22 protein-coding genes are annotated in these 22,756 nt (G+C 62.0%); 15 read left to right on the top strand and 7 right to left on the bottom strand.

Features of this window, described 5'->3' with window-relative positions:
- Positions 1-10: 10 nt before the first annotated feature.
- Both eat and AB1462_RS19195 read right to left on the bottom strand, forming a co-directional pair.
- Entirely contained in the window at positions 11-1,444 is a 1,434-nt protein-coding gene (gene eat, locus AB1462_RS19200; protein WP_090401898.1) for an ethanolamine permease, read from the bottom strand.
- A gap of 146 nt (positions 1,445-1,590) precedes the next feature.
- The gene (locus tag AB1462_RS19195) at positions 1,591-3,111 is read right to left on the bottom strand and encodes an aldehyde dehydrogenase family protein (RefSeq protein ID WP_090401899.1); all 1,521 of its coding nucleotides are present in this window, start codon (positions 3,109-3,111) and stop codon (positions 1,591-1,593) included.
- A 272-nt stretch (positions 3,112-3,383) separates the two neighbouring features.
- On the opposite strand from AB1462_RS19195, the gene AB1462_RS19190 reads away from it, so the two are divergent.
- The 4 genes from AB1462_RS19190 to AB1462_RS19175 all read left to right on the top strand — a co-directional run bounded on the left by AB1462_RS19190 (position 3,384) and on the right by AB1462_RS19175 (position 7,611).
- The gene (locus AB1462_RS19190; protein ID WP_367247629.1) at positions 3,384-5,285 is read left to right on the top strand and encodes a sigma-54-dependent Fis family transcriptional regulator; all 1,902 of its coding nucleotides are present in this window, start codon (positions 3,384-3,386) and stop codon (positions 5,283-5,285) included.
- Between the two features lie 73 nt (positions 5,286-5,358).
- The gene (gene mpl, locus AB1462_RS19185) at positions 5,359-6,708 is read left to right on the top strand and encodes a UDP-N-acetylmuramate:L-alanyl-gamma-D-glutamyl-meso-diaminopimelate ligase (protein WP_090401901.1); all 1,350 of its coding nucleotides are present in this window, start codon (positions 5,359-5,361) and stop codon (positions 6,706-6,708) included.
- A complete protein-coding gene (gene ubiX / locus AB1462_RS19180) occupies positions 6,705-7,334 on the top strand; it encodes a flavin prenyltransferase UbiX (protein WP_017735613.1) in 630 nt (209 codons plus the stop codon). The genes mpl and ubiX overlap by 4 nt, the downstream gene beginning before the upstream one ends.
- Positions 7,327-7,611, top strand: coding sequence for a YceK/YidQ family lipoprotein (locus AB1462_RS19175; RefSeq protein WP_090401902.1), 285 nt, complete (start codon positions 7,327-7,329; stop codon positions 7,609-7,611). The genes ubiX and AB1462_RS19175 overlap by 8 nt, the downstream gene beginning before the upstream one ends.
- Before the next feature lie 91 nt (positions 7,612-7,702).
- On the opposite strand, the gene AB1462_RS19170 is transcribed toward AB1462_RS19175, so the two are convergent.
- The 3 genes from AB1462_RS19170 to AB1462_RS19160 all read right to left on the bottom strand — a co-directional run bounded on the left by AB1462_RS19170 (position 7,703) and on the right by AB1462_RS19160 (position 10,653).
- Positions 7,703-8,344: an oxidoreductase gene (locus tag AB1462_RS19170; protein ID WP_259194158.1), complete on the bottom strand. Its 642-nt coding sequence runs from the start codon at positions 8,342-8,344 to the stop codon at positions 7,703-7,705.
- Between the two features lie 29 nt (positions 8,345-8,373).
- Positions 8,374-10,092 carry a C13 family peptidase gene (locus tag AB1462_RS19165; protein WP_259194159.1) on the bottom strand — a complete coding sequence of 573 codons (1,719 nt, stop codon included), beginning with the start codon at positions 10,090-10,092 and terminating at the stop codon, positions 8,374-8,376.
- Positions 10,093-10,197: 105 nt separating this feature from the next.
- Positions 10,198-10,653, bottom strand: a complete 456-nt coding sequence (locus AB1462_RS19160) for a MaoC family dehydratase (RefSeq protein WP_003194496.1) — start codon at positions 10,651-10,653, stop codon at positions 10,198-10,200.
- A 166-nt stretch (positions 10,654-10,819) separates the two neighbouring features.
- Between AB1462_RS19160 and AB1462_RS19155 the strand changes: the two genes are divergently transcribed.
- The 3 genes from AB1462_RS19155 to AB1462_RS19145 are packed head-to-tail and all read left to right on the top strand — an operon-like array spanning position 10,820 to position 12,498.
- Entirely contained in the window at positions 10,820-11,173 is a 354-nt protein-coding gene (locus AB1462_RS19155; protein ID WP_090401905.1) for a CidA/LrgA family protein, read from the top strand.
- The gene (locus tag AB1462_RS19150; RefSeq protein WP_090401906.1) at positions 11,170-11,886 is read left to right on the top strand and encodes an LrgB family protein; all 717 of its coding nucleotides are present in this window, start codon (positions 11,170-11,172) and stop codon (positions 11,884-11,886) included. Before AB1462_RS19155 ends, AB1462_RS19150 begins: the two co-directional genes overlap by 4 nt.
- A 21-nt stretch (positions 11,887-11,907) precedes the next feature.
- Positions 11,908-12,498 (top strand): LON peptidase substrate-binding domain-containing protein, encoded by a 591-nt coding sequence (locus AB1462_RS19145; protein ID WP_090401907.1) that lies wholly within the window; start codon positions 11,908-11,910, stop codon positions 12,496-12,498.
- Here the strand turns inward: AB1462_RS19145 and AB1462_RS19140 are convergent.
- Together AB1462_RS19140 and AB1462_RS19135 are read right to left on the bottom strand one after the other, a co-directional pair.
- Complete coding sequence (locus tag AB1462_RS19140) at positions 12,495-13,811, bottom strand: bifunctional DedA family/phosphatase PAP2 family protein (protein ID WP_090401908.1); 1,317 nt, start codon at positions 13,809-13,811, stop codon at positions 12,495-12,497. The genes AB1462_RS19145 and AB1462_RS19140 overlap by 4 nt on opposite strands.
- Positions 13,812-13,836: 25 nt before the next feature.
- Positions 13,837-14,520 (bottom strand): DNA-3-methyladenine glycosylase, encoded by a 684-nt coding sequence (locus AB1462_RS19135; RefSeq protein WP_367247626.1) that lies wholly within the window; start codon positions 14,518-14,520, stop codon positions 13,837-13,839.
- A gap of 175 nt (positions 14,521-14,695) precedes the next feature.
- On the opposite strand from AB1462_RS19135, the gene AB1462_RS19130 reads away from it, so the two are divergent.
- From AB1462_RS19130 to AB1462_RS19095, 8 genes are all read left to right on the top strand, one after another.
- On the top strand, positions 14,696-15,961 hold the full coding sequence (locus AB1462_RS19130) for a glutamate-5-semialdehyde dehydrogenase (protein WP_259194164.1): 1,266 nt from the start codon (positions 14,696-14,698) through the stop codon (positions 15,959-15,961).
- Entirely contained in the window at positions 15,961-16,605 is a 645-nt protein-coding gene (nadD, locus tag AB1462_RS19125) for a nicotinate-nucleotide adenylyltransferase (protein ID WP_065910068.1), read from the top strand. Before AB1462_RS19130 ends, nadD begins: the two co-directional genes overlap by 1 nt.
- A 69-nt stretch (positions 16,606-16,674) precedes the next feature.
- Entirely contained in the window at positions 16,675-17,169 is a 495-nt protein-coding gene (gene rsfS / locus AB1462_RS19120; protein ID WP_003176298.1) for a ribosome silencing factor, read from the top strand.
- 9 nt (positions 17,170-17,178) lie between these two features.
- Positions 17,179-17,646 carry a 23S rRNA (pseudouridine(1915)-N(3))-methyltransferase RlmH gene (gene rlmH, locus AB1462_RS19115; RefSeq protein WP_064454284.1) on the top strand — a complete coding sequence of 156 codons (468 nt, stop codon included), beginning with the start codon at positions 17,179-17,181 and terminating at the stop codon, positions 17,644-17,646.
- A gap of 15 nt (positions 17,647-17,661) precedes the next feature.
- A complete protein-coding gene (mrdA, locus tag AB1462_RS19110; protein WP_090401911.1) occupies positions 17,662-19,560 on the top strand; it encodes a penicillin-binding protein 2 in 1,899 nt (632 codons plus the stop codon).
- A gap of 31 nt (positions 19,561-19,591) precedes the next feature.
- Positions 19,592-20,695 carry a rod shape-determining protein RodA gene (gene rodA / locus AB1462_RS19105; RefSeq protein ID WP_050442794.1) on the top strand — a complete coding sequence of 368 codons (1,104 nt, stop codon included), beginning with the start codon at positions 19,592-19,594 and terminating at the stop codon, positions 20,693-20,695.
- 17 nt (positions 20,696-20,712) lie between these two features.
- Entirely contained in the window at positions 20,713-21,723 is a 1,011-nt protein-coding gene (gene mltB, locus AB1462_RS19100) for a lytic murein transglycosylase B (RefSeq protein WP_367247624.1), read from the top strand.
- A complete protein-coding gene (locus AB1462_RS19095; RefSeq protein WP_259194165.1) occupies positions 21,723-22,721 on the top strand; it encodes a septal ring lytic transglycosylase RlpA family protein in 999 nt (332 codons plus the stop codon). The genes mltB and AB1462_RS19095 overlap by 1 nt, the downstream gene beginning before the upstream one ends.
- Positions 22,722-22,756: the final 35 nt, after the last annotated feature.

Here is a 22,756-nt window from a genome sequence, read left to right as displayed (position 1 = left end):
TTTACGGCAGTTAGTGCAAGGCGGCCTCAGCGGCCTGGATCGCGGCGAATTCTTCTTCGGGCGTGCCTGCTACCAAGTGATGCCGGCTGTAGAAAGCAAAGTAAGCAATTAATACTCCATAGATGATTGCGGCGCCAATCACTACCCGTGGATCCACCAAAAAGCCCGCCACGACGGCCACGCAGGCCAGAACCAGGGCCACCCCGGAGGTGAAGATCCCGCCCGGCGTGCGATAAGGACGGTCCATTTTGGGGCGACGGATGCGCAGGGTGATGTGCGCGGCCATCATCAGCACGTAGGAAATGGTCGCGCCAAACACCGCCACCAGGATCAGCAAATCCCCCTGGCCGGTGAGCGACAGGCCGAAACCGATAATGCCGGGGATCACCAGCGCCAGTACCGGTGCCTTGCTCTTGTTGGTCTGGGACAGTTTGCGCGGCAGGTAGCCGGCACGGGACAAGGCGAAGATCTGCCGTGAATAGGCGTAGATAATCGAGAAAAAGCTGGCGATCAAGCCGGCCAGGCCGACCAGGTTGACGAAGCTGCCCATCCAGGTCGAACCGCCATAGGACAACGCCAGCGCTTCCACCAGCGGGTTACCGGATTTGATCAGCGCGTAGGTGCCTGCGCCGCCCGGTGCGATCACCAGGATCAACAAGGCAAAGCTGGTCAGCACCACAATGGCGCCGATCAGGCCCCGGGGCAGGTCGCGCTTGGGGTTCTTGGTTTCTTCGGCGGCCAGCGGCACACCCTCTACGGCGAGGAAAAACCAGATCGCATAGGGGATCGCTGCCCACACGCCGACGTAGCCAAATGGCAGGAAGGTGCTGGCGCCCTTGGCCTCGCTTACCGGAATATCCAGCAAGTTGGCGACATTGAAGTGCGGCACCATTGCCACCAGGAACACGCCCAGTGCAATCGCGGCGATGGCGGTGATCACGAACATCAGCTTCAAGGCTTCACCGACGCCAAAGATATGGATGCCGATAAAGATGATGTAGAACGCCAGGTAGATCATCCAGCCGCCGATGCCGAACAGCGACTCGCAATAGGCACCGATAAACACCGCGATGGCGGCGGGGGCGATGGCGTATTCGATCAGGATGGCGGTGCCCGTCAGGAACCCGCCCCAGGGCCCGAAGGCACTGCGGGCAAAACCGTAGCCACCGCCTGCGGTGGGGATCATGGAAGACAGTTCGGCCAGGGAAAAGCACATGCACAGGTACATGGTGGCCATCAGCAATGTGGCGAGGAACATACCGCCCCAGCCACCCTGGGCCAGGCCGAAGTTCCAGCCGGCATAGTCGCCCGAGATGACGTAGGCAACACCAAGGCCAACCAGCAGTACCCAGCCGGCGGCGCCTTTTTTAAGTTCGCGTTGTTGGAAATATTGGGAGTCGACTTTTTCGAAGTCGACGGAAGATCCAGTCGGTTCGCTAGGCATGAAGAAGTACCTTTCATTGTTATTGTTTTTAACTCGGCCTCTGTGTGCCGAATGCAATTCGCAAGTACTTATGAAGATCTAAGTGTGGGAAGGGATAGACCCCCTCCCACACTTGATTGCATTTCAACGGTGGGAGGGGAGGTTGATTAGAAGAAGCCCAGCGGATTAATGTCGTAGCTCACCAACAAGTTCTTGGTCTGCTGGTAGTGATCCAACATCATCTTGTGCGTCTCACGGCCCACGCCGGACTTCTTGTAACCGCCAAACGCGGCATGCGCCGGGTACAGGTGGTAGCAGTTGGTCCACACGCGGCCAGCTTTGATCGCACGGCCCATGCGGTAGGCGCGGTTGATGTCGCGAGTCCACACGCCGGCACCGAGGCCGAACTCGGTGTCGTTGGCAATCGCCAGGGCTTCGGCTTCGTCCTTGAAGGTGGTGATGCTCACCACAGGGCCGAAGATTTCTTCCTGGAATACACGCATTTCATTGGTGCCCTTGAGCAGGGTCGGCTGGATGTAATAGCCGCCTGCCATATCGCCAGTGAGCTGTTCGACCTTGCCGCCGGTGAGCAATTGCGCGCCTTCGCCCTTGGCGATTTCCAGGTAGGACAGGATCTTGTCGAACTGCTGCTCGGACGCCTGGGCGCCGACCATGGTGTCGGTGTCCAGCGGGTCGCCGCGTTTGATCTGCTCGACCTTCTTCATCACCACTTTCATGAAGTCGTCGTAGATCGACTCTTCCACCAGCGCACGGGATGGGCAGGTGCACACTTCGCCCTGGTTGAAGAACGCCAGCACCAGGCCTTCAGCGGCTTTCTCGATGAAAGAAGGTTCGGCCTTCATGATGTCGGCGAAGAAGATGTTCGGCGACTTGCCGCCCAGTTCCACCGTGGACGGAATGATGTTCTCGGCCGCCGCGTGCATGATGTGCGAGCCCACCGGGGTAGAGCCGGTAAAGGCGATCTTGGCGATGCGCTTGCTGGTGGCCAGGGCTTCGCCAGCTTCTTTGCCGAAACCGTGCACCACGTTCAGCACGCCCGGTGGCAGCAGGTCGCCGATCACTTCCATCAGTACGTTGATGCCCAGCGGGGTTTGCTCGGCGGGCTTGAGCACCACGCAGTTGCCGGCGGCCAGGGCTGGGGCGAGTTTCCACGCGGCCATCAGCAGCGGGAAGTTCCACGGGATGATCTGGCCGACCACGCCCAGTGGCTCATGGAAGTGGTAGGACGCGGTGTGTTCGTTGATTTCGGCGCTGGTGCCTTCCTGGGCGCGGATGCAGCCAGCGAAGTAGCGGAAGTGGTCGGCCGCCAGCGGGATGTCGGCGTTGAGGGTTTCGCGCACGGCCTTGCCGTTGTCCCAGGTTTCGGTGATGGCCAGCAGTTCGAGGTTCTGTTCGATGCGGTCGGCGATTTTCAGCAGCACCAGCGAGCGGTCCTGGGCCGAGGTCTTGCCCCAGGCGTCAGCGGCAGCGTGGGCGGCGTCCAGCGCCTTGTCGATGTCTTTGGCAGTGGAGCGCGGGAATTCGGCGATAGGCTTGCCGTTGACCGGCGAAGTGTTGGTGAAGTAGTTGCCATCAACCGGGGCAACGAATTCGCCACCAATGTAGTTGCCGTACTTGGCCTTGAACGAAACGATCGCGCCTTCAGTACCGGGGTGTGCGTAACGCATGGTGGGTATCTCCTGGCTTTTATGTTTATTGGAGTGCAGCGCGCAAGCGCTTGGTAAAGCGTAGAGCAAAGGTTGGGCCAGCGCTTTGCAGGCCAGGGAAATCAAGGGCTTGGGGATGGTTGCAATACCTTTTTGTGGCAGGAGCGGTACAGGCGTTGTGACAGTTTGTGCCATAAACGGTACAGATCGTGACCAGTGGGTCGGCGCGGGATTGCATTGGCTGGAGGGCTGGGGGATGCTGGGCACTCTCACGCAGGGAGAATAATAAGAACATGCACAATGATCATTTCAGTCGCCATGCCCAGCAAGTCCTCACCGTGGCGCGCGGGCGCGATCCGGCCGGCGATCCTTCCATCGCCCGCTCCTGGCTGCGCTGCCTGGAGGACTACCACCTCGACCCTGCGCAGACCATCGCCCCCACTGTGCTTGAGCACGGCCGCCTGCTGGAAAGCCGCGAGCGCCTGCAACAGGTGCTGCATATTGCCGGCAGCGAGATGAACAGCCTGCACCAGCAGCTTTCGGGCGCTGGTCACGCGGTGCTGCTGACCGATGCGCGAGGGGTGATCCTCAATTGCGTCACCGCGCCGTCCGAGCGCAAGATTTTCGAGCGGGCCGGGTTGTGGCTCGGTGCCGATTGGAGCGAAGCGCGCGAGGGCACCAATGGCATCGGCACCTGCCTGGTGGAGCGCCAGTCGTTGACCATTCATCGCGATGAACATTTTCGTGGCCGCCACACCGGGCTGACCTGTTCGGCGAGCCCGGTGTTCGACCCCCATGGCGAGCTGCTTGCGGTGCTCGATGTGTCCTCGGCACGCGAAGCCGTGTCGCGCCAGAGCCAGTTCCACACCATGGCGCTGGTCAACCTGTCGGCGAAAATGATCGAGAGTTGCTACTTCCTGCGCAACTTTGAACACCATTGGCTGCTGCGCTTTCACCTGCAGGCCGAGTCGGTGGGCCTGTTCAGCGAGGGGCTGTTGGCGTTCGATGGCGAAGGGCGCATTTGCGCGGTCAACCAAAGCGCGTTGAACCTGTTGGGTCAGGTGCGTGACGGTTTGCTGGGGCTGCCGGTGGAGGCGTTTTTCGAGTGTTCCCTGGATCAGTTACTCGGTCGCGCCAGCGCCAATGCGACGGCCAGTTGGCCCTTGCGTACGCGCGATGGCCGGCATCTGTTCGCCGCCCTGCGTGGGCAGGCGCGCAGCCAGCCAGCGCCGTTCGTCAAGCCTGAACCCGAACGGCCGCGCCTGCCGGGTATCTGCCTGGGCGACCCGGCGTTGCAAAACGATTTCCGCAAGGCGCTGCGGGTATTCGAGCGTGATGTGCCCTTGCTGATCAACGGCGAAACCGGCTCCGGTAAAGAGGCCTTCGCCAAGGCCGTGCATCACGCCAGCCAGCGAGCCGATAAGGCGTTTGTTGCCCTCAACTGTGCCGCCATCCCTGAAAGCCTGATCGAAAGCGAACTGTTCGGCTATCGCGGCGGCAGCTTTACCGGCGCGCGCAAGGAAGGCATGCAGGGCAAGTTGCAACAGGCCGACGGCGGCACGTTGTTCCTCGATGAAATCGGCGACATGCCGTTGGCGCTACAGACGCGCCTGTTAAGGGTGCTGGAGGACCGCATGGTGGTGCCCATCGGCGGTGAGCCCCAGGCGGTTGATGTCAGAATTATCAGCGCGACTCACCGGAATTTACTGGAACGCGTGCAGGACGGCAGTTTTCGTGAAGACTTGTATTACCGACTCAACGGCCTGGAAGTCGGTTTGCCGCCGTTGCGTGAACGCAGCGATAAGTCCCAACTGCTGGATTTCCTGCTGGCGCAAGAGGCGGGCGCACAGAGCGTACAACTCGACCCGGCGGCGCGCTCGGCGCTGCTGGCCTACCCTTGGCCGGGCAACGTTCGACAGCTGCGCACGGTGTTGCGTACGCTGGCCGCGCTGTGTGACGACGGCCGGGTCGGTCTTGAGGATTTACCTGCGTTGATCCGCCAGACTCGGCCACAACCGGTCGCCGACGCCAGGCTTGCCGACTCGCCCCTGGGGGACGCTGAGCGACTCGCCTTGCTCACGGCCCTGGAGCAACAACGCTGGCACATGACCCACACGGCGGAGCAGTTGGGTGTCAGTCGTAACACGCTGTATAGAAAGCTGCGCCGACACGGGATTGCGCGAGCGGCTCAATAGATTGGTCCTACAGCTAAAGAGTGCGATTTTCGCCCCCCTGCGCTAACCTGCCTCGATGTTTACGAGGTCGACTATGCACATTCATATTCTTGGTATCTGCGGCACCTTCATGGGGTCGATGGCGGTTCTGGCTAAAGAACTGGGCCATCATGTAACGGGCTCAGATGCCAATGTTTACCCGCCCATGAGCACGCAACTTGAGGCCCAGGGCATTGAGCTGACCCAAGGTTACGACCCGGCGCAATTCGACCCGGTGCCGGACCTGGTGGTGATCGGCAATGCCATGTCCCGGGGCAATCCGGCTGTCGAATACGTCCTCAACAAAGGCTTGCCTTACGTGTCCGGCCCGCAATGGCTGGCCGACCATGTGCTGCAAGGTCGCTGGGTATTGGCCGTTGCCGGCACCCACGGCAAGACCACCACCAGCAGCATGCTCGCCTGGGTGCTGGAGCACGCGGGCATGAGCCCGGGCTTCCTGATTGGCGGCGTGCCGCAGAACTTCTCGGTATCGGCGCGCCTGGGTGATACGCCGTTCTTCGTGATTGAAGCCGACGAATACGACAGCGCCTTCTTCGACAAGCGCTCCAAGTTCGTCCACTACCGTCCACGCACGGCGATCCTCAACAACCTTGAGTTCGATCACGCCGACATCTTCCCCGACTTGGCGGCCATCGAGCGGCAGTTCCACCATTTGGTGCGCACCATTCCGAGCGAAGGCCTGGTCATCCATCCGACCACCGAGCCAGCCTTGCAGCGCGTGATCGAGATGGGCTGCTGGACCCCGGTGCAAACCACCGGTGCGCAAGGGCAATGGCAGGTCAAGTTGCTCAGTGAAGACGGTTCCCGGTTTGAAGTGCTGTTTGAAGGCGAGGCCCAAGGCATCGTCGAGTGGGACATGACTGGCCAGCACAACGTCGCCAATGCCTTGGTCACCCTGGCGGCCGCGCGGCATGTGGGCGTGGTGCCGTCGATGGGCATTGCTGCCTTGAGTGCATTCAAGAGCGTGAAGCGCCGCATGGAAAAGGTCGCCGACGTGAATGGGATTACCATCTACGACGACTTTGCCCACCACCCAACGGCCATTGCCACCACCCTCGACGGCCTGCGCAAACGCGTTGGCGATGCCCCGATCATTGCTATTGTCGAGCCGCGCTCAAACTCCATGAAGCTCGGCGCGCACCGCGACGGCCTGCCGGAAAGCGTTAACGATGCCGACCAGGTGGTGTGGTATGCCCCGGCCAATCTCGGCTGGGACTTGCCGGCGATTGCAGCGCAGTGCACGGTGCCGTCGAAAGTCTGTGATTCCATCGAGGGCATCATTGAGTTCGTCAAGCACCAGGCCAAGCCCGGCACCCATGTGGTGGTCATGAGCAACGGCGGCTTCGGCGGCTTGCACGGCAAACTGGCCGAGGCGCTGAAATGAGTGGCCCCGAGCGCGTCACCCTGGCGATGACCGGCGCATCCGGCGCGCCATATGGCTTGCGCCTGCTCGATTGCCTGGTGCGCGAAGACCGCGAGGTGCACTTCCTGATCTCCAAGGCTGCGCAGTTGGTGATGGCCACCGAGACTGATGTCGCACTGCCGCCCAAGGTGCAGATGATGCAAGCCTTCCTCACCGAGTACACCGGTGCGGCGGCGGGGCAGATCAAGGTCTATGGCAAGGAAGACTGGATGTCGCCGGTGGCATCGGGCTCGGGTGCGCCAGCGGCAATGGTTGTGGTGCCGTGCTCCACGGGTACGTTGTCGGCGATTGCCACGGGTGCCTGCAACAACCTGATCGAGCGCGCCGCCGACGTGACGTTGAAGGAGCGCCGCCAGTTGATCCTGGTACCGCGCGAGGCGCCGTATTCGAGCATTCATCTGGAGCACATGCTCAAGTTGTCGAACATGGGGGTGACCATCCTGCCAGCGTCGCCTGGCTTCTATCACCAGCCGCAAACCATCGATGACCTGGTGGATTTCGTGGTGGCGCGGATTCTCAACCTGCTGAATATCCCTCAGGACATGCTGCCGCGTTGGGGCGAACACCATTTGAGCAGCGATGAATAAGGCACTGTTGGTAATACTGGCGCTGCAACTGGCCGGCTGTGCCACCGCGCGTACGCTGGACGCCGCAAAGCCCGGCGCGCCAGTGGTATATGCCGGCACACGCTTGGACTTGTATGCAATGAACGGAGGTTGCTGCGCCAAGGACCGGTTCGGTGCCGAGGCGCCCAGCTACCCCGGCGTCGACCTGCCGGCCAGCGCGTTGCTCGACACCTTGTTGTTGCCGCTGTCGGTGTTGACGGTGCTCGGTGTGGGGTTTAACGCGACAGGCGGGCTCTAGCGCTGACCTGAAGGCACTACACAACCAATGTGGGAGGGGCGGTGCGACGATTCGATTTGCCCCCCCTCCCGCATTTTGCTTTGCGTTCGGCCTATTTACCGAGCTTGCGCAACTCATCCGACTCCACCACGCGTACCCCATCCTGCTCTTCCAGCGCCAGGCGCCACATGGCACGGGCCAGTTCGCAGACTTCAATGCCGTGGTATTTCCCTGGAATCAACCGTGACAGCGGCCCGGCCAGTTGCTCGGCCAAACGTGGCTCCATCCGTTCCCCCAGCAGCAGCGAAGGCCGCACGATGGTCAACTGCGGCCAGTCCTGGGCCTTGAGCGCCTGTTCCATTTCGCCTTTGACCCGGTTGTAGAAGATCGAGGATTTCGGGTCGGCGCCTACCGCGCTGATTACGATCAGGTGCCGCGCGCCCATTTCCCGAGCACGTTTGGCGAAGGCGACGACCATGTCCAGGTCTACCGCGCGGAAGGCTTCTTCGGAGCCCGCTTGTTTGAGGGTGGTGCCCAGGCAGCAGAAGGCAATATCCACCTGGCCGCTCAGTTGCGGCAGGAACACCGCCGGGTCGCCCACCGGGTTTTCCAGGTGCGGATGCTCGGCCAGTGGCTTGCGGCTGGGCGCCAGCACGCGGGTCACGGTAGGTTCGTTGAGCAGGCGGTCGAGCAGGTGTTCGCCGGTGAGGCCAGAGGCGCCGGCGAGCAGGATATGCTGAGGTGTCAGGTACATGGTGTTTCCCCCTTGTTACACGTTACAGCTTAGTTGCCTTTGGCTTCCTTGCTATTCATTGAGACGCTTTCCAGCGCCTTTCGTGCCTGCTGCTTGCGTAATAATTGCCAGTGGGCGATCACGCCTTTGGGGGCCCAGATCTGCGGTTCGGACGCTTCGAAGTTGTCTGCCTGTTCGCGTTCGCTCACATGCAACTGCGCCAGCTTGAAGGCTTGCTGCAAATCGTCGGTCTGGTTGAAGGCTTGGGCGAAGAGGGCATCGCCGAAGTAAGTGAAGTCGGCCTCTTCGGAGCAACCGAAGGACACGCGGTCGGCGCGCGAGGCGGTCATGATCAGGGTGCGTTCGTCTTTGAGCGCCGGGATGAAGCCGCCGGAGTAGCAGGCTGAAATCACGACGATCTTGTCGCGGTTTTTCAGCGGCGCGAGCACGGCGGCCAACTCGTCGGCGGGCAGGTCGGCCAGTTCCATGCGTGGTTGGTCCAGCACCAGTTCGTGTTCGTGGGTACCGTGGCTGGTCATGTAGATAAACACCAGGTCTTCCGGTCCGGTGCGCTCGGCCAGGGTTTGCACGGCGCGACGCAGGCTTTCGCGGGTGGCCAGTGGCCGGTCGGCAATATGGTCGCGGTGGTTGACCAGGCGGACCTGCCCGCGTGCGCCGAAGCGGGTGGCGAGCATGTTGCTGACGTAATCGGCTTCGCGCAGGAACACGCTCTGTTTGCCGTCGCCGGCCACGGCCAGGGTGTACAGCTCCACTGCGGGGGTGGACGCCGGCACGGCGGCGAGGGCGGTATCGAGCAAACGGCCCTGGGCCAGGACGCCAATCTCCAGCGGGTCGGGCAACAATGCGCCGTCGGCGTCACGCACGCGCATGCCGTTGACCCAGGTGCCGGCCAGCACGGTGCCGTCGGTGAGTACCAGGGTGCCGCGGCCTTGGTAGTTGTCGCTGTCGAAGCCGCCAATGTAGAAGCTGCCGTCGGTCAGGTTCAGGCGGCCTTCGCCGGTAAAGCGCCAATCGCTGAACTGGCCCACGTAATGGCTGCCGTCGACGCCGATCAACTCGCCCTTGCCGCTGAGTGAGCCTTCCTTGAACTGACCGATCCACACGTCGCCGTCGGCGTTTTCATAACGGCCCTTGCCGTTGAGCTGGTTCTGTTTGAACTGGCCGACATAGATGTCGCCGTCCGCGCTGTTGAAGGTGCCGTTGCCTTCCAGCTGGCCATCGACGAAGTGGCCACTGAACTGGTTGCCGCTGTCGTCATTGCGCTGGCCTTCGCCATTCGGTTTGCCGTGGGCGAACTGGCCCTGATACTGACTGCCGTCGGCCAGCTCCAGGCGGCCGAGGCCGGAATACTGGTCGTCCTTGAATTCGCCGCGATAGGTCATCTGCCCCTCTTTGAGGGTGCCTTCGCCGTTGCGCCGGCCGTTCTTGAACCCGCCGACATAATGGCTGCCGGCCGTGGTCAGGCTGCCCTGGCCGTCGAACAGGCCTTGCTGGAACTGGCCTTTATAGATTTCGCCGTTGCTGCCATGCCATTCGCCCTGGCCGTGCCACTGGCCCTTGTCGAACTGCCCGGCGTACCAACTACCGTTGGGGTAATCCACGCGGCCCTGGCCTTGGAGCAAGCCATTGACCACATCGCCCCGGTAACGGCCACCATCGGGCAGGCGCGCATCGGGCGGCAACAGCGATTCGCCGTCTCCGCAAGCGGTGAGCAACAGGGCAAGGGCAAGGGGGGCGAGTGGGCGCATAGCGGGATCCGGATATTTGAGCGCCGAGTATGCCGCAGCTGCGAGCTTCATACATAAATTTACATAGCCTGTGGTGAGTTTCAGCACCTCACCACAGGCTTGGGACTACACGAAGCAGAGTGACAACGACTCCGCAATATAAGCCGGCTTTTCCTGGCCTTCGATTTCCAGGGTGGCCGTGGCCTTGAACAGCCATTGGCCAGGTTTTTTCTCGGTGACGTCGGTGAGGGTCACGTTCAGGCGCACCTTGGAGTTGACCTTCACCGGCTGGATAAAGCGCACGCTGTCCAGGCCGTAGTTGACCGCCATCTTCAGCCCTTCGGGCATGATCAGGATGTCTTCCATCAGCTTGGGCATCAGTGACAACGACAGGAAACCGTGGGCGATGGTGCTGCCGAACGGGGTTTGCGCGGCCTTGACCGGGTCGACGTGGATGAACTGATGATCGCCAGTGGCCTCGGCGAACAGGTTGATGCGTGCCTGGTCGATGGTGAGCCATTCGGAACGTCCCAGTTCCTTGCCGACATAGTCTTTGAGCTGCGCTACGGGTACATAGGGCATTGCGTCTCTCCTTGGTTCATCGGTTCTGTTTTTTGGGGTTACAGAGAACCAATGTAGATCATCATGGGTATCCAGCCCGGTCAACCCACCATGCTTTTGGCGAATGCCTGAGCATAGGGCGGGCATGCTTATAATGCGGGCGAGTCTTGAGGGGGGGAGAAAGCGGATGCTGTTACGCGGTCTGACATGGCTGGTGCTGTTTCAATTGATCGGCACGGCGATCAATCATTTGCTGGTACCGGTACTGCCGGGGCCGATCATCGGCCTGTTGTTGATGCTCGGTTTCCTGATCTGGCGTGGTGAAGTCGGCGAGCCCCTGAGCCTGGCGGCCAGTAGCTTGTTGCGTTACTTGCCGTTGCTGCTGGTACCGCCAGCGGTGGGGGTGATGGTGTATGCCAAGGACATCGCCGCCGACTTCTGGGCCATCGTCGGCGCGCTGGTGTTGTCGCTGGTGGTTGCCATGGGTTTTGTCGGCGTGCTGATGCAGCGGATGGTCAAGCGCAAGGAGAAGAGCCAATGATCTTCGACTGGCACGGCGCATGGACGGCTGTCATTCATCACCCGTTGTTCGGTATCGGTATCACCCTGGGCGCCTATCAACTGGTGCTGGCGGGTTTCGAGAAAACCCGCTGGATTTTCCTGCAACCGGTGCTGGTCTCCATGCTGCTGGTGATCGGTGTATTGCTCACCTGCGGCCTGAGCTATGCCGAGTACCGCAAGAGCACCGAGATCATGGGCATCCTGCTGGGCCCGGCCACGGTCGCGCTGGCCGTGCCGCTTTATCTCAATCTGCGCCGCATTCGCCAATTGTTCTGGCCGATTTTTACTACGCTGGTGATAGGCGGCGTGTTGGCCACCGGCTTGTGTGTGCTGCTGGGCTGGTGGTTCGGTGCCGAACACAGGATGCTGATGACCATGGCGCCCAAGTCGGTCACCTCGCCGATTGCCATGCTGGTGGCCGAGCAGATCGGTGGCGTGGCGGCGCTGGCGGCGGTGTTTGTGCTGATTACTGGGGTGATCGGCGCGATGATCGGCCCGGCCTTGCTGTCGCGCCTGGGGGTGCACAGTCCCGAGGCGCGCGGCATGGCCTTGGGCATGACCGCCCACGCCGTCGGTACCTCGGTGGCCCTGCAGGAAAGCGAAGAGTGCGGTGCCTTTGCGGCGCTGGCCATGAGTCTGATGGGCGTGGCCACGGCGGTATTCCTGCCGCTGGCCGTGTCGGTGATTGTTTAAACCGGGTTTAAGGAAACCTTTATGAGTCTGGCGCTGTTCCCGCTCAATACCGTGCTGTTCCCTGGCTGCACCCTCGACCTGCAACTGTTCGAGGCACGCTACCTGGATATGGTCAGCCGCTGCATGAAAAAGGGCGAAAGCTTCGGCGTGGTGTGCATCCTTGATGGCAAGGAAGTCGGTATGGCCCCGGATGGCTATGCGTTGATCGGCTGCGAAGCGTTGATTCGCGACTTCAAGCAGCAGGACAACGGCCTGTTGGGGATTCGTGTCGAAGGCGGGCGTCGCTTCCGCGTGCGTGATGCCGGTGTGCAGAAGGACCAGTTGCTGGTGGCCGAGGTGCAATGGCTGGAAGAGCTGCCGGACCAGGCGCTGGAAGAAGAGGACGCCGACCTGCTGGCCTTGCTCCAGGCCCTGGCCGAACACCCGATGGTCGCCTCGCTGGACATGGGCACTCACGCCGATGGCCAGCAAGCCTTGGGCAATCAGTTGGCGTATCTGCTGCCGTTCACCGAGGCCGACAAGATCGACCTGCTGCAACTCGATGACCCGCAACAGCGGTTGGATGCGATCCAGATGCTGCTCGATGAGTTGCAGGGCGAGTTGTTCACTTAATAGGCGTAGCGCAGCAAGGCATGGGGCGTGCCAGTGAGCGCGATAAAACTCAGCACCGCCAGCAGTGCCGGCAGTAGCAGCCACCAGGTTTTTTGCGGCATGGCCGGCAGTGGGCTTCGATATTGGCTGACGCCCAGGCTGAACGCACACACCGTCATTGCCAGCAGCGTGCCCGCCAGGATGTCGGTGGGCCAGTGGGCGCCCAGGTAGACCCGTGACAGCGCGATGAAGGCAGCGGGAATACAGCCCAGCAGCATCCAGGTGAGGCGCAACCGCGTGGGTTGGCCGCGACCGGCCAGTATCGCCAGTGCCAGGAAGAAGGCGAACGCGCCGGAGGCGTGGCCGCTGGGCATGCTGAAACTGGTCAGTGGGTCGGTAAGGATTTCCGGGCGGCCACGGGCGAAGAACAGCTTGGTGCCGGTGTTGATCACGGCCGCCCCGGCCAGCGTGGCGCCGACAAACAGCGCGTGACGCCATTGCCGCGCCAGGAGCAGCAACCCGGTGAACACGGCGCTGGCGAAGAACATCTTCTTGAACTCACCCAGCTGGGTGACCATCACCATGGTGTGGTCCAGCCAGGGGCTGCGGTGTTCCTGCACCAGCGCGCTCAGGCCCTGGTCAAAGTCGTCCAGGTAGTGATAGCCGATAAACAGGGCGATCAACAAGGTCAGGCTGGCGCAACCTATCCACAAGGTCGCGCGACGATGCCCGCGCAGGCTGGTGTTCAGGCTCAGCCCCAGCAGGATCGCCAGGCAGGCCGTGACGACCCCCGCCTCAGGCCAGAACCCTTCCGGCAATGGCAGGCGGAATGCGGCGCCGGTCGCCCAGCCTGGCAGCAGATAGGCGACTGACCAGCCGGCTGCCGCCAGCATGCTGACCAGGGCGAAGCGCGGGAAGGGCATGTCGCACATCCCGGCCACCATCGGCAGCATCGGTCGCAATGGCCCGATGAAACGTCCTACCAGCAGGCTAGCGATGCCGTATTTGTGGAAGTAGGTTTCGGCGCCGTTCATCCATTCCGGGTGGTGGCGCAGGCCGGGCAGGCGGCGGATGTTCTGATGGAAATGCCGGCCGAGGAAGTAGGACACGGCATCGCCCAGCAAGCCACCGAGGAACCCCATCAGCAGGGTCTCACTCAGGGACAACGCGCCGCTGCCCGCCAGCGCCGCAATCGCAAACAGCATCACGGTGCCCGGCACGATCAGCCCGGCGATGGCCAGGCATTCCACGCACGCGACGATAAACACCGCCGCCGCCAGCCATTGCGGGTTGAGGGTCAGCCAGCCGGTAATGCTATCGAGCCACTGGCCCATAAATCTTCACTCCATCGCCACAGATTCAAATCAAAAAGTAGTCGCGGCCTTCGACCTGGCCCCGTCGCAGCGGGTTCCGTGTGCAGTAGGGCGCATAGCCAGCGTCGACGAAGCGATACATCAAGTGCTCGTCACGGCCGCTGGGGATGCCCAGGCGAGTGGTCTGGATGATGTGTGTCGGTGTCTGGCCGACGTCTTCCACATAGAGCAATTCCTGATCAAAGCGCTTGGCATCCCACATCGGCACTTTCAGGCCCAGCGCCTTGCACAGCAATGTCTGGCCGGCACACAGCTTTTGCGTGGGGCGCGGGCTGCCATTGGCGTTCGGGCTGTTCAACAGCATCTGCGCCAGGCTGGCGGGCCCGGAGGTTTCATCGACCCAGGGATAGGCCGATTTGATCAGCACGGCATTGCCCGGTCCCTGCGCGCTGAAGTTCAGCGAATCCCCGCCACGGGCGTAGTACATATAGATATGCCCACCGTCCAGAAACAAAGCCTTACGCTTTTCTGTGTAGCCGAGTGAGGCGTGGCTGCCTTTTTCGGCCACGTAATAGGCTTCGGTTTCAATAATTCGCGCTGAAAGCCAGAGATCGCCGACACGATGGCGTATGACTTTTCCGAGCAAATCCCGCGCGAGTATTTGCGCATCGCGGTCGAAGAAGCCGTCGGGCAGGGCGCTGGCGGGGAGTTGGGGCGAAGAGCTGGGCATGGCGGTCTGGGGTTAATACGGCTAAATGTGACGGAATAATAACAACTCCCACCTTAATTACGGCTGAACCCCAAGTTTTTACAGTTCATTTCGACCATCCGCCCCTCACCGCTGTCAGTCGGGCGGCGTCACAGCTATAATCTGCCGCTTTCCTCTTTGCCAAGACTCCCTGACCATGACTGAGTCCGTTCTTGACTACATGACCCGCCTGGGTCGCGCTGCCCGTCAGGCCTCGCGGTTGATCGCCCGTGCGAGCACCGCGCAGAAGAACCGTGCCCTGCTGGCCGCCGCCGATGCTCTGGACGCTTCGCGCTCCGAGCTGACCGCCGCCAACGAACTGGACCTGGCCAACGGCCGCGCCAATGGCCTGGAGCCCGCCTTGCTGGACCGCCTGGCGCTGACCCCGGCACGTATCGACGACATGATCGAAGGTTTGCGTCAGGTGGCCAAGCTGCCTGACCCCATCGGTGAAATCCGCGATATGCGTTACCTGCCGTCCGGTATCCAGGTCGGCAAGATGCGCGTGCCCCTGGGTGTGATCGGCATCATCTATGAGTCGCGCCCGAACGTGACCATCGACGCCGCGAGCCTGTGCCTCAAGTCGGGTAATGCCACCATCCTGCGTGGCGGTTCCGAGGCGATCAATTCCAACCGCGCCATTGCCGCCTGCATCCAGCAGGGCCTGGCCGTGGCCGAGTTACCGGCCGAAGTGGTGCAAGTGGTGGAAACCACCGACCGTGCCGCTGTCGGCGCGCTGATCACAATGCCGGAATTCGTCGACGTGATCGTGCCGCGCGGTGGCAAGAGCCTGATCGAGCGTGTCAGCCGCGATGCCAAGGTGCCGGTGATCAAGCACCTGGACGGCGTCTGCCACGTGTACATCGACATCGCTGCCGACATCGACAAGGCGATCCGCATCGCCGACAACGCCAAGACCCACCGCTACGCGCCGTGCAACACCATGGAAACCCTGCTGGTGCACGTCGGCATTGCCGAGCGTGTGCTGCCGCCGTTGGCTGCCATCTACCGTGACAAGGGCGTGGAACTACGCGGTTGCGAGCGCACCCGTGCGCTGTTGGGCGCGGACGTGATCGAAGCCACCGAAGAGGATTGGTACACCGAGTACACGGCGCCGATCCTGTCGATCCGCATCGTCGACGACCTTGACGAGGCCATCGAGCACATCAACAAATACGGCTCCAAGCACACCGACGCCATTGTTTCCGAGCATTTCAGCGATGCCCGGCGTTTTCTCACCGAAGTCGATTCCGCCTCGGTGATGATCAACGCCTCGACGCGCTTTGCCGACGGCTTCGAGTATGGCCTGGGGGCGGAGATCGGCATCTCCACCGACAAGCTTCACGCACGCGGCCCGGTTGGCCTGGAAGGCCTGACCAGCGAGAAGTACGTGGTGTTCGGCGACGGTCATGTGCGCACTTGATGGCTAAACGCATCGGGCTGCTCGGCGGTACCTTCGACCCCGTGCACATCGGCCATTTGCGCAGTGCCCTGGAAGTCGCGGATGCCTTGGCGTTGGATGAGCTGCGCCTGATCCCTAATTTCCGGCCGCCCCATCGCGATACCCCGCAGGTGTCGCCGCAGCAGCGCCTGGAAATGGTACGCCTGGCCGTAGAGGGTATACCGCCGCTGGTGGTGGACGATCGTGAGCTCAAGCGCGATAAACCGTCCTACACTGTCGACACCCTGGAGTTGATGCGCGCCGAGTTGGCCGCGGATGACCAGTTGTTTCTGCTTTTGGGCTGGGACGCATTTTGCGGCCTGCCCTCTTGGCATCGCTGGGAGGAACTCCTCCAGCACTGCCACATCCTGGTTTTGCAACGCCCGGATGCCGACAGCGAACCGCCGGATGCCTTGCGCAACCTGCTGGCCGCGCGGTCGGTAAGTGACCCCTTGGCCCTGACCGGGCCGAACGGGAATATTGCATTCGTCTGGCAGACCCCGCTTGCGGTGTCTGCCACCCAGATCCGTCAACTGCTGGCCAGCGGGAAGTCGGTACGTTTCCTGGTGCCTGACGCGGTCCTGGCCTACATCGATGCGCACGGGCTTTACCGTGCGTCGAACTGAAAAGGCGCGCTTGAACGCACGAACAGTCGTGCAGCGAGCGCCCGAACATACGAGCAAAACGAGTTTTTTATGACGAACAAAGACGTAAGCAAAGTAAAACGCAAAGGCACGTTCAAAAGCGCCCCGCTGCCGGTTGAAGCCCACGTTGGCCCGGAACTGGCTGGCGAAGAGCTGGTAAAAGTCGCCGTTGCTGCCCTGGAAGACGTGAAGGCCCAGGACATCCAGGTCCTGGACGTGCGCGACAAGCAGAGCATCACCGACTTCATGATCATCGCCACCGGTACCTCCAACCGCCAGATCGGCGCGATGCTGGACAAGGTTCGCGAAGCCGTCAAAGCCCAAGGCGTGAAGCCGCTGGGTGAAGAAGGCAAGGGCGACAGCGACTGGGTGCTGCTGGACATGGACGACGTGATCGTTCACATGATGACTTCCAACGCCCGTCAGTTCTACGACCTCGAGCGTCTGTGGAAAGGCGCCGAGCAGAGCCGTGCCGCCGATGGCAAGCACCACAGCCCGGAAGTGGGCCACGCGCACTTCGACAAGCTCAACAAAGACCAGGAATAAGGAACGGCTGTGCGCCTGCGTCTGATTGCTGTCGGTTCACGCATGCCCAAGTGGGTGGAAGAAGGTTGGCACGAGTATGCCAAGCGTCTGCCCGCCGAGCTGTCGCTGGAACTGGTGGAAATACCGCTCAACACCCGGGGCAAGAATGCCGACGTGGCGCGCTTTATCCGTCAGGAAGGCGAAGCCATGTTGGCCAAGGTCGGCCCCAACGAGCGCATCGTCACCCTCGAAGTGCACGGCAAATCCTGGAGCACCGAACAGTTGGCGGTGGAACTGGATCGCTGGCGCCTGGACTCGCGCACCGTCAACTTCATGGTCGGCGGCCCCGAAGGGCTGGCGCCGGAAGTCTGTGCGCGGGCGGACCAGCGCTGGTCGCTGTCGGCGCTGACGCTGCCGCACCCGTTGGTTAGGATCCTGATCGGTGAACAGCTGTATCGCGCCTGGACAGTTCTGTCCGGGCACCCTTACCACAAATAATCTGCGCCCCTCCCGATGACCCAGCCGATCCGCATCAAGGACCACGAGAAAGACGCACGTCTTGTACGCGCGCGGGTGGTGTTTGGCGCGATCATGGTGGTGGCGTTGATCGGCGTGCTGATTGCGCGCCTGTATTTCCTGCAGGTGATCCAGTACGACTACCACTCCACGCTGTCGGAAAACAACCGCGTGCATGTGCAGCCGATTCCGCCGACCCGTGGGCTGATCTTCGACCGCAATGGCGTGGTGGTGGCGGATAACCGGCCCAGCTTCAGCCTGAGCATGACCCGCGAGCGTTCCGGCGACTGGCAACAGGTCCTCGATGTGATCGTCGAGGTGCTGCAGTTGACCCCGGAAGACCGGGTGATCTTCGAGAAACGCATGAAGCAGGGGCGTCGGCCATTCGAGCCGGTGCCGATCCTGTTCGAGCTGACCGAAGAGCAGATCGCGCGGATCGCGGTGAACCAGTTCCGCCTGCCGGGTGTGGAAGTGGTGGCGCAGTTGGTGCGCCATTACCCGCAAGGGCCGCACTTCGCCCACTCCGTCGGCTATATGGGACGGATCAACGAGAAAGAGCTGAAAAGCCTCGATCCCGTCAATTACAGCGGCACCCACCATATCGGCAAGACCGGCATCGAGCGTTTCTACGAACCCGAGTTGCATGGCCAGGTGGGTTACGAAGAGGTCGAGACCAATGCTCGCGGCCGCGTGCTGCGGGTGCTCAAGCGTACCGACCCGGTGCCGGGCAAGGACATTGTCCTGAGCCTGGACATCAAGCTGCAGGAAGCCGCCGAGATGGCCCTGGGTGGTCGGCGTGGCGCGGTGGTGGCGCTGGACCCGAAGACCGGCGAAGTCCTGGCGATGGTCAGCCAGCCGAGTTTCGACCCCAACCTGTTCGTGACCGGGATCAGCTTCAAGGCCTACGCCGAGTTGCGTGACTCCATCGACCGGCCGCTATTCAACCGTGTGTTGCGCGGCTTGTACCCGCCTGGCTCGACCATCAAGCCGGCGGTGGCGATTGCCGGCCTGGACGCGGGCGTGGTCACAGCGTCCAGCCGGGTATTCGACCCGGGCTACTACATGCTGCCCAACTACGATCACAAATACCGCAACTGGAACCGTACCGGTGACGGTTATGTCGACCTGGATACCGCGATCATGCGTTCCAACGACACCTATTTTTATGACCTGGCCCACAAGCTGGGGATCGACCGCTTGTCCGCCTACATGGGCAAGTTCGGCCTCGGTCAGAAAGTCTCCCTGGATATGTTCGAAGAATCCCCTGGCTTGATGCCATCGCGGGAGTGGAAGCGTGCGACCCGCCGTCAGGCGTGGTTCCCAGGCGAAACCCTGATCCTCGGCATCGGCCAGGGCTATATGCAGGCCACGCCTTTGCAACTGGCCCAGGCCACGGCGCTGGTGGCCAACAAAGGCATCTGGAACCGCCCGCACCTGGCCCGGACGATCGAAGGCGAAAAGCCTTTGGATGAAAACCCGATCCCCGACATCGTGCTGCGCGACCCGTCCGACTGGACCAAGGTCAACCACGGCATGCAGCAGGTGATGCACGGCGCACGCGGTACCGCGCGCAAGGCGGCGATCGGTGCGCAATACCGTATCGCCGGCAAAAGTGGTACCGCCCAGGTGGTCGCGATCAAGCAAGGCGAGAAATACGACCGCTCCAAGGTCCAGGAACGTCACCGTGACCACGCCTTGTTTGTCGGCTTTGCCCCGGCCGACGACCCGAAAATCGTGGTGGCGGTGATGGTCGAGAACGGCGAGTCCGGCTCCGGTGTGGCAGCGCCGGTAGTGCGTCAGGTGATGGACGCCTGGTTGCTGGCCGACGACGGCAGGCTCAAGCCCGAATATGGCGGCCCCCCTTCAACCCCCGAGGTTACGGCCAGTGAAGAGTAATTTTGACCGCATCCTCTCCAGCGAGGATGTGATGCGTCGCCGTGCGACGTTGCTGCAGCGCATGCACATTGACGGCCCGTTGCTGATCCTGCTGCTGACCCTGGCGGCCGGCAGCCTGTTCGTGCTGTATTCGGCCAGCGGCAAGAACTGGGACTTGCTGATCAAGCAGGCTTCTTCGTTTGGCCTGGGCCTGTTATCCATGGTCGTGATCGCCCAACTGGAGCCGCGTTTCATGGCGCGCTGGGTGCCGCTCGGTTATGTGGCCGGGGTGTTGCTGCTAGTGGTGGTGGACGTCATGGGCCACAACGCCATGGGCGCGACCCGGTGGATCAACATTCCGGGGGTGATTCGCTTCCAACCGTCGGAATTCATGAAGATCCTGATGCCGGCGACTATCGCCTGGTACTTGTCCAAGCGTACCTTGCCGCCGCAGCTCAAGCACGTGGGCATCAGTCTGATCCTGATCGGGGTGCCGTTCATTCTGATCGTGCGCCAGCCTGACCTCGGCACGTCGCTGCTGATTCTGGCCGGCGGTGCGTTCGTGCTGTTCATGGGCGGGTTGCGCTGGCGCTGGATCCTCAGCGTACTGGCGGCGGCGGTACCGGTGGCCGTGGCGATGTGGTTCTTCTTTATGCACGACTACCAGAAGCAGCGGATCCTGACCTTCCTCGACCCGGAAAGCGACCCGCTCGGCACCGGCTGGAACATTATCCAGTCGAAGGCGGCCATCGGTTCCGGCGGTGTATTTGGCAAGGGCTGGCTGCTGGGCACCCAGTCGCACTTGGACTTTTTGCCCGAGAGCCACACTGACTTCATTATTGCGGTGATGGGCGAAGAGTTCGGCCTGGTGGGCATCTGCGCACTGTTGCTGATCTATCTTCTGCTGATCGGGCGTGGCCTGGTCATTACTGCACAGGCGCAGACGCTGTTCGGCAAATTGCTCGCCGGCAGCCTGACCATGACTTTTTTTGTTTACGTTTTCGTCAACATCGGTATGGTCAGTGGCCTGCTGCCGGTGGTTGGGGTGCCGTTGCCGTTCATTAGCTACGGCGGAACTTCGCTGGTGACATTGCTGTCAGCGTTTGGGGTTTTGATGTCGATTCATACGCATCGCAAGTGGATCGCACAGGTTTGAATAAGGTGAAGATGTCAATGCAAGTAATGCGCGGCTGGGCGACTCGGCATGCGTCCTGGATGGGCCTGATTGGGCTGCTGGGGGCAACGCACGAGGCGCAGGCCGGTGACTACGATGGCTCACCCCAGGTCGCCGAATTCGTCGGTGAAATGACCCGCGACTACGGTTTTGCCGGTGAACAGCTGATGGGCGTGTTCCGCGAAGCCCAGAAAAAGCAGACGATCCTCGACGCCATCTCTCGCCCCGCCGAGCGCGTGAAGCAGTGGAAGGAATATCGCCCGATGTTCCTCACCGACGCCCGCGTAGCCCGAGGTGTGGACTTCTGGCGCCAGCACGAGGCCGTGCTGGCCCGCGCCGAGCAGGAGTACGGCGTGCCGGCCCAGGTGATTGTCGCGATTATCGGCATTGAAACCTTCTACGGGCGCAATACCGGCAGCTACCGGGTGATCGACGCGTTGTCGACCCTGGGCTTCGATTACCCGCCGCGCGCCGACTTCTTCCGCAAGGAACTGCGAGAGTTCCTGCTGTTGGCCCGCGAAGAGCAGGTCGATCCGCTGACCCTCAAGGGTTCCTACGCCGGTGCGATGGGCTTGCCGCAGTTCATGCCGAGCAGCTTTCGCGCCTACGCGGTGGATTTCGACGGCGACGGCCACATCAATATCTGGAGCAACCCGGACGATGCCATCGGCAGCGTGGCCAGCTACTTCAAGCGCCATGGCTGGGTCGGTGGCGAGCCGGTAGTGATCCGCGCGGATGTCACGGGGGAACGTGCCGATGAAGGCCTGACCCAGGGCATCGAGCCGGTCAAGACTGTCGGGGAGTTGCGGGCGCTGGGCTGGTCGAGTCAGAATGCGCCACGCGACGATATGCCGGTGACGGCGTTCCGCCTCGAAGGCGAAAATGGCCCTGAATACTGGATGGGCCTGAAGAATTTCTACGCAATCACGCGTTATAACCGCAGTGTGATGTACGCCATGGCCGTGCATCAGCTGTCAGACATGCTGGTCCAAGCACGGGGCAACAAGTAATGCGGGCATCGCCGTTCAATCAACCGCTCAAGCTGGTGGCGTTCGCCGCGTTGTCCCTGCTGGTCGTCAGTTGTTCCACCAGCCGTGGCCCGGTACAGAAATCCGGCGGCACCGCTGTGCGTTCCCAGCCAGGACTGGACATCAACCGCGCGCACAAAGACGGCGCGCCGTGGTGGGATGTCGACGTGTCGAAGATCCCTGATGCCACGCCGACCCTGCACACCGGCCCGTATAAGGCCAACCCCTATACGGTGCTGGGCAAGTCCTACTTCCCGTTGCAGGACTCCAAGACCTACGTGCAATCGGGCACGGCGTCCTGGTATGGCACCAAGTTCCATGGCCAGAACACCGCCAACGGCGAGGTCTACGACCTGTACGGCATGAGTGCTGCCCACAAGACCCTGCCGCTGCCCAGCTATGTTCGCGTGACCAACCTGGACAACAACCGCACGGTGATCCTGCGGGTCAACGACCGTGGGCCGTTCTATTCGGATCGCATCATCGACTTGTCCTACGCCGCCGCGAAAAAACTCGGCTATGCCGAAACCGGTACCGCACGGGTCAAGGTCGAAGGCATCGATCCGGCGCAGTACTGGGCCCAGCGTGGCAAGCCCGCGCCGTTGATGCTCAACGAGCCGCAGAGTGCGCAGCCGCAGGTGACGGCATCCACCGGCAAGATCGAACAATGGACACCGCCACCGCAGCAGCACGCCCCGGATACGGTGGTCGTGCCTCATGCGGCACCAGGCGCTTCCGTCGCGGGCGGGCAATACCTGCAAGTGGGCGCTTTCGCCAACCCGGATGCGGCAGAACTGTTAAGGTCCAAGCTCAGCAGCATGGTCAGCGCGCCGGTGTTCATCAGCTCCATCGTGCGTAACCAGCAAACCCTGCACCGTGTGCGTATGGGCCCGATCGGCTCGCCGAGCGAGGTTGCGCAAGTGCAGAACAGTGTGCGTCTGGCTAACCTGGGGCAACCCAGCGTGGTCACTGCCGAATAATAAATTGATGGTTGAGGCTCGCATGCGGGCCTGAA

The organism is Pseudomonas sp. SB113, from assembly GCF_040754745.1.
Taxonomy (GTDB): domain Bacteria; phylum Pseudomonadota; class Gammaproteobacteria; order Pseudomonadales; family Pseudomonadaceae; genus Aquipseudomonas; species Aquipseudomonas grimontii.
Note: the sequence above shows the minus strand (reverse complement) of the source record. Positions and strands in the feature narration are given on the sequence as shown.

Coding starts and splice junctions, on each gene's coding strand:
- eat (WP_090401898.1), bottom strand. CDS start 1,444: ATGCCTAGCGAACCGACTGGATCTTCCGTCGACTTCGAAAAAGTCGAC.
- AB1462_RS19195 (WP_090401899.1), bottom strand. CDS start 3,111: ATGCGTTACGCACACCCCGGTACTGAAGGCGCGATCGTTTCGTTCAAG.
- AB1462_RS19190 (WP_367247629.1), top strand. CDS start 3,384: ATGCACAATGATCATTTCAGTCGCCATGCCCAGCAAGTCCTCACCGTG.
- mpl (WP_090401901.1), top strand. CDS start 5,359: ATGCACATTCATATTCTTGGTATCTGCGGCACCTTCATGGGGTCGATG.
- ubiX (WP_017735613.1), top strand. CDS start 6,705: ATGAGTGGCCCCGAGCGCGTCACCCTGGCGATGACCGGCGCATCCGGC.
- AB1462_RS19175 (WP_090401902.1), top strand. CDS start 7,327: ATGAATAAGGCACTGTTGGTAATACTGGCGCTGCAACTGGCCGGCTGT.
- AB1462_RS19170 (WP_259194158.1), bottom strand. CDS start 8,344: ATGTACCTGACACCTCAGCATATCCTGCTCGCCGGCGCCTCTGGCCTC.
- AB1462_RS19165 (WP_259194159.1), bottom strand. CDS start 10,092: ATGCGCCCACTCGCCCCCCTTGCCCTTGCCCTGTTGCTCACCGCTTGC.
- AB1462_RS19160 (WP_003194496.1), bottom strand. CDS start 10,653: ATGCCCTATGTACCCGTAGCGCAGCTCAAAGACTATGTCGGCAAGGAA.
- AB1462_RS19155 (WP_090401905.1), top strand. CDS start 10,820: ATGCTGTTACGCGGTCTGACATGGCTGGTGCTGTTTCAATTGATCGGC.
- AB1462_RS19150 (WP_090401906.1), top strand. CDS start 11,170: ATGATCTTCGACTGGCACGGCGCATGGACGGCTGTCATTCATCACCCG.
- AB1462_RS19145 (WP_090401907.1), top strand. CDS start 11,908: ATGAGTCTGGCGCTGTTCCCGCTCAATACCGTGCTGTTCCCTGGCTGC.
- AB1462_RS19140 (WP_090401908.1), bottom strand. CDS start 13,811: ATGGGCCAGTGGCTCGATAGCATTACCGGCTGGCTGACCCTCAACCCG.
- AB1462_RS19135 (WP_367247626.1), bottom strand. CDS start 14,520: ATGCCCAGCTCTTCGCCCCAACTCCCCGCCAGCGCCCTGCCCGACGGC.
- AB1462_RS19130 (WP_259194164.1), top strand. CDS start 14,696: ATGACTGAGTCCGTTCTTGACTACATGACCCGCCTGGGTCGCGCTGCC.
- nadD (WP_065910068.1), top strand. CDS start 15,961: ATGGCTAAACGCATCGGGCTGCTCGGCGGTACCTTCGACCCCGTGCAC.
- rsfS (WP_003176298.1), top strand. CDS start 16,675: ATGACGAACAAAGACGTAAGCAAAGTAAAACGCAAAGGCACGTTCAAA.
- mrdA (WP_090401911.1), top strand. CDS start 17,662: ATGACCCAGCCGATCCGCATCAAGGACCACGAGAAAGACGCACGTCTT.
- rodA (WP_050442794.1), top strand. CDS start 19,592: ATGCGTCGCCGTGCGACGTTGCTGCAGCGCATGCACATTGACGGCCCG.
- mltB (WP_367247624.1), top strand. CDS start 20,713: ATGCAAGTAATGCGCGGCTGGGCGACTCGGCATGCGTCCTGGATGGGC.
- AB1462_RS19095 (WP_259194165.1), top strand. CDS start 21,723: ATGCGGGCATCGCCGTTCAATCAACCGCTCAAGCTGGTGGCGTTCGCC.